Origin of the sequence: Streptomyces sp. NBC_01334 (genome assembly GCF_035983595.1) — a bacterium.
GTDB classification, from domain to species: Bacteria; Actinomycetota; Actinomycetes; order Streptomycetales; family Streptomycetaceae; genus Streptomyces; species Streptomyces coriariae.
In genome coordinates this window covers 8,149,044-8,165,018 of sequence record NZ_CP130718.1, presented here as the reverse complement: position 1 = coordinate 8,165,018, position 15,975 = coordinate 8,149,044, and the positions used below count along the sequence as shown (strand labels likewise).

Genomic DNA, 15,975 nt, shown 5'->3' with positions numbered 1-15,975 from the left:
GGCACGGGCGCCATGACCGGGGTCACGACCGGGCCGGAGGGCACGTCGCCGTCCCGGGCGTTTTCCCGGCGCGCACCGGGCCGACCGCCGCACTCCCGCTGATCAGCAGGTGAGGATCCCTGACCTGCGAATCGTTTCCGCAGGTCAGGGCACATGACAACGGTGTTCAGTGCCGCGTTGCCGGATACCCCCCACCCGTAGTTCACTGTGATCGCGGGGCAGAACGCGACGGCCCACGACGGACCACAGAAGGGCTGCTTCCATGGGGGCTGGGCACGACCACAGCCATACGCACACCCACGTGCCGGCCACCGCCACGGCCGCAGCGGCGTACCGGGGCAGGCTGCGCGTCGCCCTGTCGATCACGCTCGGCGTCATGGTCGTCGAGATCGTCGGCGGGATGCTCGCGGACTCCCTCGCACTGGTCGCGGACGCCGCGCACATGGCGACGGACGCACTGGGCCTGGGCATGGCGCTGCTCGCCATCCGGTTCGCCAACCGGCCGCCGAGCGAGACCCGCACCTTCGGGCTGGCGCGCGCCGAGATCCTGGCCGCCCTCGCCAACTGCCTGCTGCTGCTCGGGGTGGGCGGCTACGTCCTCTACGAGGCGGTCCAGCGGTTCTTCACTCCCGCCGCCACCGAGGGCGGGCTGATGATCTGGTTCGGCGGGATCGGCCTGGTCGCGAACATGATCTCGATGTCGCTGCTGATGCGCGGCCAGTCGGAGAGCCTGAACGTGCGCGGGGCGTTCCTGGAGGTGGCGGCGGACGCGCTGGGGTCGGTGGCAGTGCTGATCTCGGCGGTGGTGATCCTGACCACCGGATGGCAGGCCGCCGACCCGGTCGCCTCGCTCGTCATCGGCCTGATGATCGTGCCGCGCACCGTGAAGCTGCTGCGGGAGACGCTCGACGTGCTGCTGGAGTCGGCTCCCAAGGACGTCGACATGGCGGAGGTGCGGTCCCACATACTCGCCCTGGACGGGGTGGAGGACGTCCACGATCTGCACGCGTGGACCATCACCTCCGGGATGCCGGTGCTGTCGGCGCACGTGGTGGTGCGCTCGGACGTACTGAACGCGATCGGCCACGAGAAGATGCTGCACGAGCTCCAGGGCTGCCTGGGCCACCACTTCGACGTGGAGCACTGCACCTTCCAGCTGGAGCCGAGCGGCCACGCGGAACACGAGGCGCGACTCTGTCACTGAGCGTGCACCGGCCGTCCGCGCCGCGTGATCCGCACAGACGTTCAGGACGGTTCCCCGTTCCCGGCGCCGGGCAAGATCACCTACCGGGTCCCTTGCCGCGCGGGACATGCGCGCTTTCGCGTGAAGTGCCGGGAGTGCCGGACGCGTACGGCAGACTGGGGACGCGAGGACCGATGCTAAGGATGGGTATGCCGATCACACCTGCCACCGCGACACAGACGTCGTCGAACGGCACCGCGGACGCGATCTTGCTGGAGCTGGTCGACGAGAACGGTGTCACGATCGGCACCGCGGAGAAGCTGGCCGCCCATCAGCCGCCGGGGCAGCTGCACCGCGCCTTCTCCGTGTTCCTCTTCGACGAGCGCGGCCGGCTGCTGCTCCAGCAGCGGGCGCTCGGCAAGTACCACTCCCCCGGTGTGTGGTCCAACACCTGCTGCGGTCACCCCTACCCCGGTGAGGCGCCGTTCGCGGCGGCCGCGCGGCGCACCTTCGAGGAGCTCGGAGTCTCCCCGTCGCTGCTCGCCGAGGCGGGCACGGTCCGCTACAACCACCCGGACCCGGAGTCGGGGCTGGTCGAGCAGGAGTACAACCACCTGTTCGTGGGGCTGGTGCAGTCCCCGCTGCGGCCGGACGCGGAGGAGGTCGGCGACACGGCCTTCGTGACGCCCGCCGAGCTGGCGGAGCGGCACGCCGGGGACACGTTCTCGTCCTGGTTCATGACCGTGCTGGACGCGGCCCGCCCGGCGGTCAGAGAGCTGACGGGGCCGTCGGCCGGCTGGTGAGCCTCAGGGCACCCGCACGGGCTTGAGCGGCAGGGCGGCCCAGATCACCTTGCCGCCGCCCGACGTGTGCTCGACGTCGCAGACACCGCCCGCCTCCAGGGTGATCTCCCGCACCAGCAGCAGTCCGCGGCCGCCCGTGCGGCCGTGGTCGGCCTCCAGGGCGGTCGGACGGTAGGGATGGTTGTCCTCCACCGACACCCGCACCCACTCGGCCCCGACCGCCACTTCCACGGCGAGCACCGGCGACAGCACCGCCGCGTGCCGGACGGCGTTGGTCACGAGTTCGGAGACGATCAGCAGGAGTCCCTGGGCCAGGTCGTCGGAGACCGGCACCCCCTGGCGGTACAGCAGGTCCCGCACGGCGTGTCGCGCCTGCGGGACCGAGGCGTCCACGGCGGGCGCGGTGAAGCGCCAGACGCCTTCGTAGGGCAGCGGCCGGGGCTCGGCTTCCGCAGAGGATTCGGAGGGTTCGCCCGGGGCGCCCTCCGGGCGGGGGTCGGGCCCGCGCCCTTGATCGTCCATCGTCCGGTCGCCACCCTCGCGCTCGATTGTCACCACACGTGCAGTGTTGGTACCGAGGCCCTCCCCTCCGGATGACTGAACAGAAGTCAGCAGTTATCGAACGTTTCCGACCGGCCCCGGATGACGGAGTCGACGGCGGGACCGTTTTCTGTCCGCTCCGCGCCGACTTCGCGCACTCTTCGGGTTGTACGGGTTCGGCGGCGCCGCTCCTCCCCTTTGGCCGTCATTGGTTCCCTTTGGTCGGCTCTGGTTCCCTTTGCCGCCGGTGTCGCGCCTCTCACATCGGCCGTTCCGATCATGCGGACTAGCCGGTGGTTAGCATCCGGGGCATGGAGCCCGATCTGCTGCACGGCGTCACCGACGCGGTCGCCACCGTCGTCCTGCACCACCCGGCGAAGCGCAACGCCATGACAGCCGCGATGTGGGCGGCACTGCCCCCGTTGCTCGACACCCTGGCCGCCGACCCGGCGGTGCGGACGCTGGTCCTGACCGGCGCGGGCGGCACCTTCTGCGCGGGGGCCGACATCTCCACGCTCCGGGAGTCGCCGGAGGAGGCGCAGGAGCTGGCGGTGCGTGCCGAGGAGGCCCTGGCGGCCTTCCCGAAGCCGACCCTGGCGGCGGTCCGGGGGCACTGCGTCGGCGGTGGCGCCCAGCTCGCCGCGGCCTGCGACCTGCGGTTCGCCGAGGAGGGCGCGCAGTTCGGGGTGACACCGGCGAAGCTCGGGATCGTCTACCCGTCCACCGCCACCCGGCGCCTGGTGTCCCTGGTCGGCCCGGCCACCGCCAAGTACCTGCTGTTCTCCGGAGAGTTGATCGACACCGAGCGGGCGCTGCGCACGGGTCTGGTCGACGAGGTGCTGCCCGTCGACGGACTCGAGGAGCGGGTCGCCGAGTTCACCCGGGTGCTGGTGTCCCGCTCGCAGCTGACGCAGGCCGCCGCCAAGGAGTTCGCGAACGGCCGCGGGGACCGGGACGCCCACTGGAGCGCGCAGGCACGCGGCAGCGGCGACACCGCGGAGGGCGTCGCCGCGTTCCTGGAGCGCAGGGAGCCGCGCTTCACCTGGACTACGTCAGGATGAAGCGGCTGCGGGCCCGCAGCTTCTCCACGAGGTGGGCGGGCGCCTTGTGCGGGGCGCCGGCGTCGTAGGGCGGCTGCGGGTCGTACTCCGTGCCCAGCTGGACGGACCGGGCATGGTCGTCGCCCGCGATCCGGCCGAGCAGGGCGAGTCCCATGTCGATGCCGGACGAGACGCCGGCCGCGGTGACGTACTTGCCGTCGAAGACGACGCGTTCGCCGGTCGGCTCGACACCGAAGGCCTCGAGCCGGTCCAGGGCCAGCCAGTGGGAGGTGGCCCGGCGGCCTTCGAGGAGACCCGCGGCGGCGAGCAGCAGGGAGCCGGAGCACACGGACGTCGTCCAGGTGCTGGTGGCGTCGGCGGTCCGGAGCCAGTCGAGCAGGGGCTCGTGCTCCATCAGCGCGCTCTGGCCGGGCCCCCCGGAGACGATCACGATGTCGGGGGCGGGGACCTCGGACAGCGCCCGGTCGGCGGTGACGGCCAGGAAGCCGGTCTCCGTGCGGACGGGTCCCCTCTCCTCGGCCACGAAGACGGTCTCCGCGCCCGGGGCGCGGGAGAGCATCTCGTACGGGCCCACGACGTCGAGGGCGGTGAAGCGGTCGTAGACGACGACGGCGATCTGCATGGGTTCCTCTCACCGGGCTGAAGGGGCTTCAGTGGACGGGTGCGGGACGGAACCGGCGGCGGTACTCCGCCGGGGGCGTCCCGAGCGCCTTGACGAAGGCGCGCCGCATGGCCTCGGGGGTGCCGTAGCCGCTGGCGCGGGAGATCTCCTCGACGCCGTCGGCCGTGTCCTCCAGCAGACGGCGGGCGTGCTCCAGGCGGACCCGGTCGACGTAGCGGCCGGGCGTCATGCCGGTCTCGTCGCGGAAGGCGCGGGCGAAGTGGCGCGGGGAGAGCAGGGCGCGGGCGGCGAGCGACTCGACGCTCAGGTCGGCGGCGGGATGCTCGGTGATCCAGTGCTGGACCTCCCGCAGGGGCGCGCGCTCGGCCGTCTGGGCGGCCAGCTGCGCGCTGAACTGGGCCTGGTTCCCGGGTCGGCGCAGAAAGACGACCAGGTGGCGGGCGATGGTCAGCGCCGCGTCACGGCCGAGGTCCTCCTCGACCAGGGCGAGGGCCAGGTCGATGCCGGAGGTGACGCCGGCCGAGGTGTGGACGTGCCCGTCCCGGACGTAGATCGGGTCCGGGTCGACCCGCACGGCCGGGTGGTCGCGGGCGAGCCGGTCGCAGTACGCCCAGTGGGTCGTCGCCCGTCGGCCGTCCAACAGCCCCGCGGCGGCGAGCAGGGTCGCGCCCGTGCAGACCGAGACGAGGCGCTCCGCGCGCGGGGCGTGCACGCGCAGCCAGTCCGTCAGCGGCGCGGTGTCCGGACGCCGGGTGCCCCGGCCGCCGGGGACGAGCAGCGTGTGCGGGTCGCCCGCGCGCGTGAGGGCCTCGTCCGGTACGAGGGTCAGCCCGCTGGAGGTGCGCACGGGAGTGCCGTCCAGGGACGCCGTACGGATCCGGTAGGTGCCCGGGGTGTGCCGCTCGGCGCCCGCGAAGACCTCCAGGGGGCCGGTCACGTCGAGACTCTGGACCCCGTCGAAGAGCACGATGAGAACGGTGGGAACGGTTCGCTGCGGCATGGGGACGATTCTTCGCGGGCGGGGCTCAGGGCGGCAATGACGGGTTCCCCACCTTTCCTGCCACGACTCGTCGGCATGGTCCGACGATCTCGAGGTACCCGGTCCTTCTCGGCCGGAGCGGCCGGGCGACGAAGAACGCAAGACGAAGAACGAAAAGGGGAAGCTCGTGTTCCGTGCGATCGCAGACGTCCTGCGCCAGATCGGTGGCGCCGTCGCCACCGTGGTGACGCTGCCCTTCCGGGCGCTGGCCCGGCTCTTCGGCGGGGCCTCGGGCTCCACCAGGAGCCGCAGGGCCTGATGACCGCGCCCTGATCCCCGAGTGTCGGTGTCACCTGCCACAATTGCCGCGCAACCTCAGTGGAGAAGGCGGTACGGGATCGTGACGACACCCGGGTCCATCGAAGTAGGGTCCATCGAAGGCAGGATCGCCGAGGAACTCGGCGTACGGCAGCGGCAGGTGAAGGCCGCCGTGGAGCTGCTCGACGGCGGCTCGACGGTGCCTTTCATCGCCCGCTACCGCAAGGAAGCGACCGAGATGCTCGACGACGCGCAGCTGCGCACGATCGAGGAGCGGCTGCGCTACCTGCGGGAGCTGGAGGAGCGGCGGACGGCGATCCTGGAGTCGGTGGGCGAGCAGGGCAAGCTCACCGACGCGCTCCGGGCGCAGATCCTCGGCGCCGAGACCAAGGCGCGGCTGGAGGACATCTACCTGCCGTACAAGCCCAAGCGGCGCACCAAGGCGCAGATCGCGCGCGAGGCGGGCCTCGAACCGCTCGCCGAGGGGCTGCTCGGCGACCCGACGGTCGATCCGCTCGCGGCGGCCGCCGCGTTCGTCGACGCCGACAAGGGCGTCGCCGATCCGCAGGCCGCGCTGGACGGCGCGCGGGCGATCCTCACCGAGCGGTTCTCGGAGGACGCCGACCTGATCGGCGAACTGCGCGAGCGCATGTGGGGGCGCGGGCGGCTCGCCGCCAAGGTACGCGACGGCAAGGAGGAGGCGGGCGCGAAGTTCGCCGACTACTTCGACTTCGCCGAGCCGTTCACCGCGCTGCCCTCGCACCGCGTCCTGGCGATGCTGCGCGGCGAGAAGGAGGAGGTCCTCGACCTCGTCCTGGAGCCGGAGGAGCCCTCCGAGCAGCCCGGTCCCTCGTCGTACGAGGGGATCGTGGCGCGCCGGTTCGACATCTCCGACCGCGGCAGGCCGGGCGACAAGTGGCTGACGGACACCGTCCGCTGGGCCTGGCGCACCCGCATCCTCGTCCATCTGGGCATCGACCTGCGGCTGCGGCTGCGGACGGCCGCCGAGGACGAGGCGGTCGAGGTCTTCGCCGCCAACCTCCGCGACCTGCTGCTCGCCGCCCCGGCCGGCACGCGCGCGACGCTGGGCCTGGACCCCGGCTTCCGTACGGGCGTGAAGGTCGCCGTCGTGGACGCGACCGGCAAGGTCGTCGCCACCGACGTGATCTACCCGCACGTCCCGGCGAACAAGTGGGACGAGGCGATCGCCAAGCTCGCGCGGCTGGCGAAGGAGCACACGGTCGACCTGGTCGCCATCGGCAACGGCACGGCGTCCCGCGAGACCGACAAGCTCGCCGGTGAACTCATCACCCGGCACCCGGAGCTGAATCTCACCAAGGTGATGGTGTCCGAGGCGGGGGCCTCCGTGTACTCGGCCTCCGCCTTCGCCTCCCAGGAGCTGCCCGACATGGACGTGTCGCTGCGCGGCGCCGTGTCGATCGCGCGCCGGCTCCAGGATCCGCTCGCCGAGCTGGTGAAGATCGATCCCAAGTCGATCGGTGTCGGCCAGTACCAGCACGACCTGTCGGAGGTGAAGCTGTCGCGTTCGCTGGACGCGGTGGTGGAGGACTGTGTGAACGGCGTGGGCGTGGACGTCAACACGGCCTCGGCGCGGCTCCTGTCACGGGTGTCCGGCATCTCCACCGGACTCGCCGAGAACATCGTGGCGCACCGGGACGCCAACGGGCCCTTCACTTCCCGTTCCGAGCTGAAGAAGGTGGCCCGGCTCGGCCCGAAGGCGTACGAGCAGTGCGCGGGCTTCCTGCGCATCCGCGGCGGCAGCGACCCGCTGGACGCCTCCAGCGTGCACCCGGAGGCGTACCCGGTGGTGCGGCGCATGGTGAAGACCTCCGGCCAGGAGGTGGCGTCCCTCGTCGGCAACACGGGTGTGCTGCGCTCACTGCGGCCGACGGACTTCGTGGACGAGACGTTCGGTCTGCCGACCGTCACGGACATCCTCAAGGAGCTGGAGAAGCCCGGGCGCGACCCGCGGCCCGCCTTCAAGACGGCCACCTTCAAGGACGGCGTGGAGAAGATCTCCGACCTGTCCTCCGGGATGGTCCTGGAGGGGGTCGTGACGAACGTGGCGGCCTTCGGGGCGTTCATCGACGTCGGTGTCCACCAGGACGGCCTGGCGCACGTGTCCGCGCTGTCGAAGACGTTCGTCAAGGACCCCAGGGACGTCGTCAAGCCCGGTGACATCGTCAAGGTGAAGGTCCTCGACGTCGACATCCCGCGCAAGCGGATCTCGCTGACGCTGCGGCTGGACGACGAGGCGGCCCCGCAGGGCGGTCAGGGCCAGTCCTCCGGCGGGGGCCGGCCGCAGCGGAGCGGCGGGCGTCCGCCGCAGCAGCGGCAGCAGGGCGGCCAGCGCGGCGGAGGCGCCGGCGGCGGAGGTGGCGGAGGTTCGCGCCAGGCTCCCCCTCCGGGCAACAGCGCGATGGCTGACGCACTGCGCCGAGCGGGCCTCGTCGACCCCAAGAAGGGCAGGCGCTGACAGCGCCGCACCGCACCGGGGCCCGGACTGCCGGGCCCCGGCAGTCCGCGGTGATCCTCGCGGCACGAGGACCCGCCTCGGGTGCCCTAGCGCTCGGTCACCTTGCCGTCCGCGACCTCCAGGCGACGCGTGACATGGACCGCGTCCAGCATGCGCCGGTCGTGGGTGACCAGGAGCAGCGTGCCCTCGTAGGCGTCGAGGGCCGACTCCAGCTGCTCGATGGCCGGCAGATCGAGGTGGTTCGTCGGCTCGTCGAGGACGAGGAGGTTGACGCCCCGGCCCTGGAGCAGCGCGAGGGCCGCGCGGGTGCGTTCGCCGGGTGACAGGGTGGCCGCCGCACGCGTGACGTGGTCCGACTTCAGGCCGAACTTGGCCAGCAGGGTGCGCACCTCGGCCGGTTCGGTGTCGGGTACGGCCGCGCGGAACGCGTCCAGCAGGGACTCGGGGCCGTGGAACAACTGCCGCGCCTGGTCGACCTCGCCCACCAGGACGCCCGAGCCCAGGGTGGCCTGTCCGGCGTCCAGCGGGACCCGGCCGAGGAGCGCGCCGAGGAGGGTCGACTTGCCCGCGCCGTTCGCGCCGGTGACCGCGACCCGGTCCGCCCAGTCGATCTGCAGGGACACCGGCCCGAAGGTGAAGTCGCCGCGTCGCACCTCGGCCTCGCGCAGGGTGGCGACCACCGCGCCGGAGCGTGGCGCGGACGCGATCTCCATGCGCAGTTCCCACTCCTTGCGCGGCTCCTCGACGGTCTCCAGTCGCTCGATCATGCGCTGGGTCTGCCGGGCCTTCGCGGCCTGCTTCTCGCTGGCCTCGCTGCGGAACTTGCGGCCGATCTTGTCGTTGTCGTTGCTCGCCTTGCGGCGCGCGTTCTTCACGCCCTTGTCCATCCAGGAGCGCTGGGTCTGCGCGCGGTCCTGGAGGGCCGCCTTCTTGTCGGCGTACTCCTCGAAGTCCTCGCGGGCGTGCCGGCGGGCCACGTCCCGCTCCTCCAGGTAGGCGTCGTAGCCGCCGCCGTAGAGGTTGATCTGCTGCTGGGCGAGGTCCAGCTCGAGGACCTTGGTGACCGTGCGGGTGAGGAACTCGCGGTCGTGGCTGACGACGACGGTCCCGGCGCGCAGCCCCTTCACGAAGCGTTCCAGGCGCTCCAGGCCGTCGAGGTCGAGGTCGTTGGTCGGCTCGTCGAGGAGGAAGACGTCGTAGCGGGACAGGAGGAGGGAGGCGAGGCCCGCGCGGGCGGCCTGACCGCCGGACAGGGAGGTCATCGGCTGGTCGAGGCCGACTCCGAGGCCGAGCGAGTCGGTGACCTCCTCGGCGCGCTCGTCGAGGTCGGCGCCCCCGAGGTCGAGCCAGCGCTCGAGGCTCGTCGCATAGGCGTCGTCGGCGCCGGGCGCTCCGTCGACCAGGGCCTGGGTGGCCTCGTCCATGGTGCGCTGGGCCTCGGCGACGCCGGTGCGGCGGGCGAGGAAGTCCCGCACGCTCTCGCCGGGGCGGCGCTCCGGTTCCTGGGGCAGATGGCCGACGCTCGCGGTCGGCGGGGAGAGCCTGAGCTCCCCCTGCTCGGGCGTGGTGAGCCCGGCGAGCAGCTTCAGCAGGGTGGACTTGCCCGCGCCGTTGGCACCGACCAGCCCGATCACGTCCCCGGGGGCGACGACGAGGTCGAGCCCGGAGAAGAGGGAGCGGTCGCCGTGGCCGGCGGCGAGGTTCTTGGCGACGAGAGTGGCAGTCATCAGGTCGTAGATCCTAGTGGCCGTCCGGGGGTGCGGTCGCGCCGGTTTCCCCGCGATCTCGCTGTTCGGCGGTGCGGTCGGTTAACGTCCGGGCGTGGACACTCGGTTGAGCGGCGATGTGATCGTGGTCGGCGGCGGGGTCATCGGGCTGGCGACGGCCGTCGTGCTCGCCGAGCGCGGCCTGCGGGTCCGGGTCTGGACGCGTGATCCGGTCGAGCGGACGACCTCGGCCGTGGCCGGCGCGCTGTGGTGGCCGTACCACATCGAGCCGGTGGCGCGGGCGCGCGCGTGGGCGCTGCGCTCGCTGGAGATCTACGAGGAGCTCGCCGAGCGGCCCGGGGAGACCGGGGTGCGCCTGGTCGACGGGATCCTCGGCGAGACGGACCTGGACGAGGTCGAGGGCTGGGCGGCGGGGCGGCTGGCCGGGCTGCGCCGGACGACGGCGCGTGAGTACGGCGCGGGGACCGGCGTCCGGGCCCGGCTGCCGCTGATCGACATGTCGACGTACCTGCCCTGGCTCCGGCAGCGGCTGCTGCGGGCGGGCGGCACGGTCGAGGAGCGCACGGTGGCCGACCTGGCGGAGGCCGAGGCGCCGGTGGTGGTGAACTGCACGGGGCTGGACGCCGGGCGGCTGGCGGCGGACCCGTCGGTGCGGCCCGTACGGGGGCAGCTCGTCGTCGTGGAGAACCCCGGCATCGACACCTGGCTCGTCTCCACCGGTCCGGACGGCGAGATCGCCTACCTGTTCCCGCACCGGGGGCGGCTGCTGCTGGGCGGTACGGCACAGGACGACGTGTGGTCGACGGAGCCGGATCCGAAGGTGGCCGAGGCGATCGTGCGGCGCTGCGCGGCCCTGCGGCCGGAGGTCGCCGGGGCGCGGATCCTGGAGCACCGGGTCGGGCTGCGGCCGGTCCGGGGCACCGTTCGGCTGGAGCGGGCGGAGCTGCCGGACGGGCGCACGATGGTGCACCACTACGGGCACGGCGGGGCGGGCGTGACGGTGGCGTGGGGCTGTGCTGAGGAGGCGGCCGGGCTGGTGCTCCCGGCCGCCTCCTGACCCGCGGGCGGTGTTACGGGATCCGGTACGTGTGGTGCGGTGTCCGTACGCCGTCCAGGGACCGGGCGTCAGGGACGGCGGCCGCCGATCCGGACGTGGCGCGGGCGAAGGCGTCGGCGCCTCCGACGAACGGGACCCGGGCCGAGGTGCGGGACAGGTCCAGGGTGAGGGTGGGGGTGTCGGCGGGCGGGTCGATGAGGTCCCTGTCGGTGCCCGCGACGATCAGTGCGAGCCGGTGACCGGCCGGAACGACATGGTCGGTGGCCGCCAGGTCGAGGGTGAGGGTGTACGCCCTGCCCGGGGTGAGCGGAACGCCCTTGCCGGGGTCGGCGTAGGTGCCGAGGTCGGCCCAGCCGCGGCTGACGACCGTCTGACCGACGTCGGCGGTCCTGGCGGCGGTCTCCCGGAAGCAGGCGCTGTCGCCCGTGGTGCTCGCGCCCCAGCAGGTGCGGTCGGTGAGCGTGCTGATGCCCTCGCCGCTCGCCGCGTAGTCGCGGATGGTGTCGGGGCCGAGGTCGACGAGGACGGCGGTCAGGTGGGCCGTCGCGGTGGTGGGCGTGGCGGTGACGGTGACCTGGGAGGAGCCGGACAGGCGCAGGTCACGGGTGAGGAGCCCGGTGACGAATCCGGCCTTGTCGGGGGTCGGGGTGTCGATCTGCGCGGCCCACTCGGTCTCGCTCAGGCGCGGGTCGTCGGTGAAGGCGGCGGTGCCCGTGCCCTTGCGCAGGCCGAGGGTGCCGACGCCGGGCAGGACACCGGTGGAGGGGCGCAGGGTGACGGTCCGGGTGCCGTGCGGCGGCCAGACGCCGGAGGTGACCCACTGGTCGGGGTGGCGTTCGATGTCGGCCATGGGTTCGCGGTCGATGCCGTTGTCGTAGCCGAGGAGTTCGTGGTCGAACCAGCGGTGCAGGGTGTCCACCCAGGCGGCACGGCGGAAGTCGAAGGGGTCGACGTGGCCGGTCTGGGAGAGCCAGATCTTGCGCTCGACCCCGTTCTTCGCGAGGGCGTCCCACCACTGGCCGAGGTGCTTGGTGCGGACGTTCAGGTCCTGCAGGCCGTGGATGAGGAAGACGCTCGCCTTCACCTTGCGCGCGTCCCCGACGTAGTCGCGCTCGGTCCACAGCGACGTCAGGTCACCGGTGCGCGGGGCCTCGTCGACGAGTTTCCGCTGGACGGCGGCGCACTTGGCGCGGGCTTCGGGGCTGTCGACGTAGTCGGCGAGCCAGTCGGGCCCGGAGTCGTAGAGGGGGGCGCCCTGGGCGAAGTAGTAGTCGTACCAGGAGGAGATGGCGGCGATCGGGACGATGGTCTTCAGGCCCTTCACGCCGGTGGCGGCCACGCCGTTGGCTATGGTGCCGTCCCAGCTCTTGCCGATCATGCCGGTCCTGCCGTTGGTCCAGCCCGCCCTGGCGGTCGTGGTGCCGGTGCGGGTGGTGTACGCCCTGGCACGGCCGTTCAGCCAGTCGACGACGGCCTTGGCGGACTGGATGTCGGAGCGTCCCCCGACGTCGCCACAGCCGTCGGAGCGGTTGGTGCCCGCCAGGTCCACTCCGACGAAGGCGTAGCCGCGCGGCACGAAGTAGTTGTCGTAGAAGAGCGGCATCCGGACGACGTTTCCGGCGGCGTCGTACGTCTTGCGCTGGCTCTCGTTGCCGCGTCCGCAGCAGGAGTAGTAGGGGCTGGCGTCCATGATGACGGGCACCTTGCGGCCCTGTGCGGCGAGTTCGCGGGGACGGACGATGTCGACGGCGACGCGGTCCGTCTTCCCGTCGCTGTCGCCGTCGAGTCCGGTGTCCACCCAGACGGCCTCGCGGATGGCGTTCTCGTACGAATACACGGGCCGGCTCTCGCGCGGGGCGCTGTGGGCCGCGGCCGGGGTGAGGAAGGAGGCCACCAGGAGGGTGATGGCGGCGGTCGCGAGCGGTCTCCAGATCGTGAAGCGCATGCGTGTCGACATGCGCGGGACGGTACTCGGGTCAACTCCCGTGCAGAAGAGGGCAGCTGTGGGTCCGCTGTGGCCGGAAAGCATCCCTGCGGAGGAGCTGCCCATGACGGCCGAATGGCGATCGTGTGACAGGGGTGGCGGTGGGCAGGCCCTGGGACACAGGGAGTCAATAGGCTCCGAACAGACCGCGTGACTCAACGACTTGGAGCTTTCGTGCACCGCAGAATCATCGCGCCGGGCGCACTCGCTGCCGCGTCCGTGTTGCTGGCGATCCCGGCATCGGCCGCGAGCGCCTCCCCCGGCGCCCCGGGCATCGGCGACCCCTACTACCCGGCGTACGGCAACGGCGGGTACGACGTCTCCCACTACGACCTCCGGCTGAAGTACCAGCCGGCCACGGACGAGCTGGAGGGGACGGCGACGATCCTGGCGAAGACCACGCAGGACCTGTCCCGGTTCGACCTGGACTTCCTGCTCGACGTGAGCGAGGTACGGGTCAACGGCGCCGTGGCGGCGTTCACGACCTCGGGCGAGCACGAGCTGGAGATCACGCCGAAGACGCCGCTGGCGAAGGGCGCGACGGTCACGGTCGTGGTGCGGTACAGCGGGATCCCCTCGTCGAAGCAGGCGTACGGCTTCACCAGTTGGCACCGCACCGCGGACGGCGGGGTCGGCGCCAACGAGCCCGAGGCGGCCTGGTGGTGGTTCCCCAGCAACGACCACCCGCTCGACAAGGCCACCTACGACGTGTCGGTGCTGGTGCCCGACGGCTCGCAGGCCATCTCCAACGGAACGCTCCAGTCGACGAGTTCACGTCTGGGCTGGACCCGCTTCAACTGGCGCTCCAACAAGCCGCAGGCCACCTATCTGGCCACCCTCGCCGTCGGGAGGTTCGACCTCTCGACCGGGACGACCGAGAGCGGGATCCCGGTCGTGAACGCCTACAGCAAGGACCTGGGCGACAACGCCGGCGCGGCGCGGGCGAGCATCGAGCGGACCGGGGAGATCGCCGACTGGCTCAGCGGGTACTTCGGGCCGTATCCCTTCGACGCGCTCGGCGGGTACGTGCCGAACACGAACACCGGATACGCGCTGGAGACGCAGACCCGGCCCTTCTACAGCCCCCGGCAGTTCGCGAGCGGCTCCAACGTCTCCGTGGTCGTGCACGAGTTGGCGCACCAGTGGTACGGCGACTACGTGTCCGTGGCGGGGTGGAAGGACATCTGGTTGAACGAGGGCTTCGCCCGGTACGCGCAGTGGCTGTGGTCCGAGCACGAGGGCGAGGGCACGGCGCAGGAACTCGCGGACTACGTGTACGCCTCGCACCCGGCCGACGACGCGTTCTGGACGGTGAAGCCCGGCGACCCGGGCGCGGCGAACCAGTTCGACATCGCCGTCTACGACCGGGGCGCACTGGCGGTCCAGGCGCTGCGAAACGAGATCGGCGACGACGCCTTCTTCGCCGTCCTGAAGGGCTGGCCGAAGAAGCACGCGTACGGCAACGCGAGCGTCGCCGACCTCCAGCGGTACGCCGAGCAGATCTCCGGGAAGGAACTGGGCTCCCTGTTCGACACCTGGCTGTTCCAGCCGGCGAAGCCGGCCGCGCCCGCGGCACGGACGGCGTCGATCGCGAAGGTGTCGGCCGCTCCCGCGCAGCCGAAGTCCTGGAAGAAGATCGCGGCGACGAACGACGTGCACGAGCACTGAGCCTCGCCGTCGCCCGGTGCCGCCCGGAACTGCGAACCCCCGCCCGACGCGGGGGCACTCGGCCCGGGTCGGTGCTACCGCCCGGTGGCCACCGCCCGGGCCAGGAGTGCGTCGCGCGACAGGGCGGCGCTCTCCGTGGCCGGCACCGTGCAGGCGTGCGCGCCGGCCAGCGCCCCGTACTCGGCGCACCGGTGCGGCGGCTCGCCGCCCAGCCGGCCGAAGAGGAAGGCGGACGCGAAGGCGTCCCCCGCGCCGTTGGAGTCGACCACCGGGCCGGGCGGGACGGCGGCCGGGACGTGGGTCAGCTCGCCGTCGGTGAGCAGGTACGCGCCCTTGGCGCCTGCCGTGGCGACGACCACCTCGGCGCGGCCCCGCTCGGCGATGCGGCGCATGGTCGTCTCCGGGTCGGTCAGGGCGGTCACGGAGACGAAGACGACGTCCGCCTCGTAGGCGAAGGCCTCGTGGTAGGGGTTCTCCCCGTCCCAGTTGTGCAGGTCCGTGGAGATGCCGACGCCCGCCTCGCGCAGTACGGACAGGGCCTCGGCGCAGGGGTGGGTGATGGACACGTGCGCGTGGCGGCTCGCGGCGGCGAGGCGCCGCAGGGTGTCCTCGGGGAAGCGGTCGTCCGGGCGCCCGCGGCTGTTGTCGTACAGCGACAGCCGCCGCCCGTCCGGGCCGACCAGGTTGACCGCCCGCTTGGTCCCGGCGGGCTGCGGGACGGTGGTGAGGGCGATGTCCTTGTCCCGGTGCAGGGCGCGCACCAGGTCTCCCTCGGGGTCGTCGCCCAGGAAGTCGAGGTGGTGGGTGCGCAGACCGAGGGCGGCGAGGCCCAGGGCGACGAAGTCGCCGGTCTGCCCGGCGCGGGCGCGGACACCGCTGTCGATCATGTAGCTGTCGGCGTACGGGAGCGGCAGCTCCGGTACGTACACGATCGTGTCCACGCCCGCCCCGCCCAGGACCAGCACGTCGATGTTCTCGGCGTGCTCGATGTCCCCGGTGCTCGTGCTCTCGGTGGTCTCGTCGTCGGCGCGCATGGGCGCTACCCCTCCCCGTGGTCGTACACCGTCACCGCGACGCCCCGCTCGACCAGCCGCTCGGTGACGAGCGGTTCGACGCGGGACCACTTGCCGCCGGCCAGACCGCAGCCTATCCGGGGCATGTGCACCGACGCGCCGAGTTCGATCGCGTGGTCGGCGAGGCGGGCCAGGGCGGTGTCGATGGCCGGGTAGCGGACGGGAACCCCCTTGCTGCCCGTCCGGGTACCGCGCTGGCCGATCATGTTGGCGACCCAGACGTCGGGCTTCACCTGGACGAGCTGGAGCGCGCCCAGGCCGAAGTCGTTCGAGGCGCGCTCGCGGTGCCAGGCACGGTAGGCGGCCTCCGGCTCCGGCCAGCGGCGGGACAGCGCCAGGACGAAGCCCTTCCCCCATCCCCCGAGGTCGTTGCAGACATGGGCGATCACCTTGACGCCCTTCACCGACGGAACGGTGGCGTCACCCCGGACGTAAGTGATCTCCGACATGACGCCACCGTAGG

At 72.3% G+C, this 15,975-nt stretch carries 14 protein-coding genes; 7 read left to right on the top strand and 7 right to left on the bottom strand.

Annotated elements, in window-relative coordinates; genetic code table 11:
* Window positions 1-262: 262 nt before the first annotated feature.
* Window positions 263-1,204, top strand: coding sequence for a cation diffusion facilitator family transporter (locus tag OG736_RS36360; protein WP_327186191.1), 942 nt, complete (start codon window positions 263-265; stop codon window positions 1,202-1,204).
* 188 nt (window positions 1,205-1,392) lie between these two features.
* Window positions 1,393-1,986, top strand: coding sequence for an isopentenyl-diphosphate Delta-isomerase (gene idi, locus OG736_RS36355; RefSeq protein WP_327186190.1), 594 nt, complete (start codon window positions 1,393-1,395; stop codon window positions 1,984-1,986).
* Window positions 1,987-1,989: 3 nt separating this feature from the next.
* Here idi and OG736_RS36350 read toward each other — a convergent pair whose 3' ends face one another.
* Window positions 1,990-2,508: an ATP-binding protein gene (locus OG736_RS36350; RefSeq protein WP_327187809.1), complete on the bottom strand. Its 519-nt coding sequence runs from the start codon at window positions 2,506-2,508 to the stop codon at window positions 1,990-1,992.
* A 329-nt stretch (window positions 2,509-2,837) separates the two neighbouring features.
* On the opposite strand from OG736_RS36350, the gene OG736_RS36345 reads away from it, so the two are divergent.
* A complete protein-coding gene (locus OG736_RS36345) occupies window positions 2,838-3,587 on the top strand; it encodes an enoyl-CoA hydratase/isomerase family protein (RefSeq protein ID WP_327186189.1) in 750 nt (249 codons plus the stop codon).
* On the opposite strand, the gene OG736_RS36340 is transcribed toward OG736_RS36345, so the two are convergent.
* Both OG736_RS36340 and OG736_RS36335 read right to left on the bottom strand, forming a co-directional pair.
* A complete protein-coding gene (locus OG736_RS36340) occupies window positions 3,574-4,209 on the bottom strand; it encodes a DJ-1/PfpI family protein (protein WP_327186188.1) in 636 nt (211 codons plus the stop codon). The two genes, OG736_RS36345 and OG736_RS36340, sit on opposite strands and share 14 nt — an antisense overlap.
* A 28-nt stretch (window positions 4,210-4,237) precedes the next feature.
* Window positions 4,238-5,209, bottom strand: a complete 972-nt coding sequence (locus OG736_RS36335) for a GlxA family transcriptional regulator (protein WP_327186187.1) — start codon at window positions 5,207-5,209, stop codon at window positions 4,238-4,240.
* A 166-nt stretch (window positions 5,210-5,375) separates the two neighbouring features.
* Between OG736_RS36335 and OG736_RS36330 the strand changes: the two genes are divergently transcribed.
* Window positions 5,376-5,507 carry an LPFR motif small protein gene (locus OG736_RS36330; protein ID WP_020129452.1) on the top strand — a complete coding sequence of 44 codons (132 nt, stop codon included), beginning with the start codon at window positions 5,376-5,378 and terminating at the stop codon, window positions 5,505-5,507.
* 81 nt (window positions 5,508-5,588) lie between these two features.
* A complete protein-coding gene (locus tag OG736_RS36325) occupies window positions 5,589-8,003 on the top strand; it encodes a Tex family protein (RefSeq protein ID WP_327186186.1) in 2,415 nt (804 codons plus the stop codon).
* Window positions 8,004-8,089: 86 nt separating this feature from the next.
* Here OG736_RS36325 and OG736_RS36320 read toward each other — a convergent pair whose 3' ends face one another.
* Window positions 8,090-9,730 (bottom strand): ABC-F family ATP-binding cassette domain-containing protein, encoded by a 1,641-nt coding sequence (locus OG736_RS36320; protein WP_327186185.1) that lies wholly within the window; start codon window positions 9,728-9,730, stop codon window positions 8,090-8,092.
* Between the two features lie 94 nt (window positions 9,731-9,824).
* On the opposite strand from OG736_RS36320, the gene OG736_RS36315 reads away from it, so the two are divergent.
* Window positions 9,825-10,787 (top strand): NAD(P)/FAD-dependent oxidoreductase, encoded by a 963-nt coding sequence (locus OG736_RS36315; protein WP_327186184.1) that lies wholly within the window; start codon window positions 9,825-9,827, stop codon window positions 10,785-10,787.
* Between the two features lie 13 nt (window positions 10,788-10,800).
* Here the strand turns inward: OG736_RS36315 and OG736_RS36310 are convergent, their stop codons facing one another.
* Complete coding sequence (locus OG736_RS36310; protein WP_327186183.1) at window positions 10,801-12,744, bottom strand: Xaa-Pro dipeptidyl-peptidase; 1,944 nt, start codon at window positions 12,742-12,744, stop codon at window positions 10,801-10,803.
* 201 nt (window positions 12,745-12,945) lie between these two features.
* On the opposite strand from OG736_RS36310, the gene OG736_RS36305 reads away from it, so the two are divergent.
* On the top strand, window positions 12,946-14,439 hold the full coding sequence (locus tag OG736_RS36305) for a M1 family metallopeptidase (protein ID WP_327186182.1): 1,494 nt from the start codon (window positions 12,946-12,948) through the stop codon (window positions 14,437-14,439).
* 74 nt (window positions 14,440-14,513) lie between these two features.
* Here OG736_RS36305 and OG736_RS36300 read toward each other — a convergent pair whose 3' ends face one another.
* Window positions 14,514-15,473: an adenosine kinase gene (locus OG736_RS36300; protein WP_327186181.1), complete on the bottom strand. Its 960-nt coding sequence runs from the start codon at window positions 15,471-15,473 to the stop codon at window positions 14,514-14,516.
* Between the two features lie 5 nt (window positions 15,474-15,478).
* The gene (locus tag OG736_RS36295) at window positions 15,479-15,961 is read right to left on the bottom strand and encodes a macro domain-containing protein (RefSeq protein ID WP_171400690.1); all 483 of its coding nucleotides are present in this window, start codon (window positions 15,959-15,961) and stop codon (window positions 15,479-15,481) included.
* Window positions 15,962-15,975: the final 14 nt, after the last annotated feature.

Coding starts and splice junctions, on each gene's coding strand:
- OG736_RS36340 (WP_327186188.1), bottom strand. CDS start 4,209: ATGCAGATCGCCGTCGTCGTCTACGACCGCTTCACCGCCCTCGACGTC.
- OG736_RS36345 (WP_327186189.1), top strand. CDS start 2,838: ATGGAGCCCGATCTGCTGCACGGCGTCACCGACGCGGTCGCCACCGTC.
- idi (WP_327186190.1), top strand. CDS start 1,393: ATGCCGATCACACCTGCCACCGCGACACAGACGTCGTCGAACGGCACC.
- OG736_RS36335 (WP_327186187.1), bottom strand. CDS start 5,209: ATGCCGCAGCGAACCGTTCCCACCGTTCTCATCGTGCTCTTCGACGGG.
- OG736_RS36300 (WP_327186181.1), bottom strand. CDS start 15,473: ATGCGCGCCGACGACGAGACCACCGAGAGCACGAGCACCGGGGACATC.
- OG736_RS36360 (WP_327186191.1), top strand. CDS start 263: ATGGGGGCTGGGCACGACCACAGCCATACGCACACCCACGTGCCGGCC.
- OG736_RS36320 (WP_327186185.1), bottom strand. CDS start 9,730: ATGACTGCCACTCTCGTCGCCAAGAACCTCGCCGCCGGCCACGGCGAC.
- OG736_RS36310 (WP_327186183.1), bottom strand. CDS start 12,744: ATGTCGACACGCATGCGCTTCACGATCTGGAGACCGCTCGCGACCGCC.
- OG736_RS36295 (WP_171400690.1), bottom strand. CDS start 15,961: ATGTCGGAGATCACTTACGTCCGGGGTGACGCCACCGTTCCGTCGGTG.
- OG736_RS36350 (WP_327187809.1), bottom strand. CDS start 2,508: ATGGACGATCAAGGGCGCGGGCCCGACCCCCGCCCGGAGGGCGCCCCG.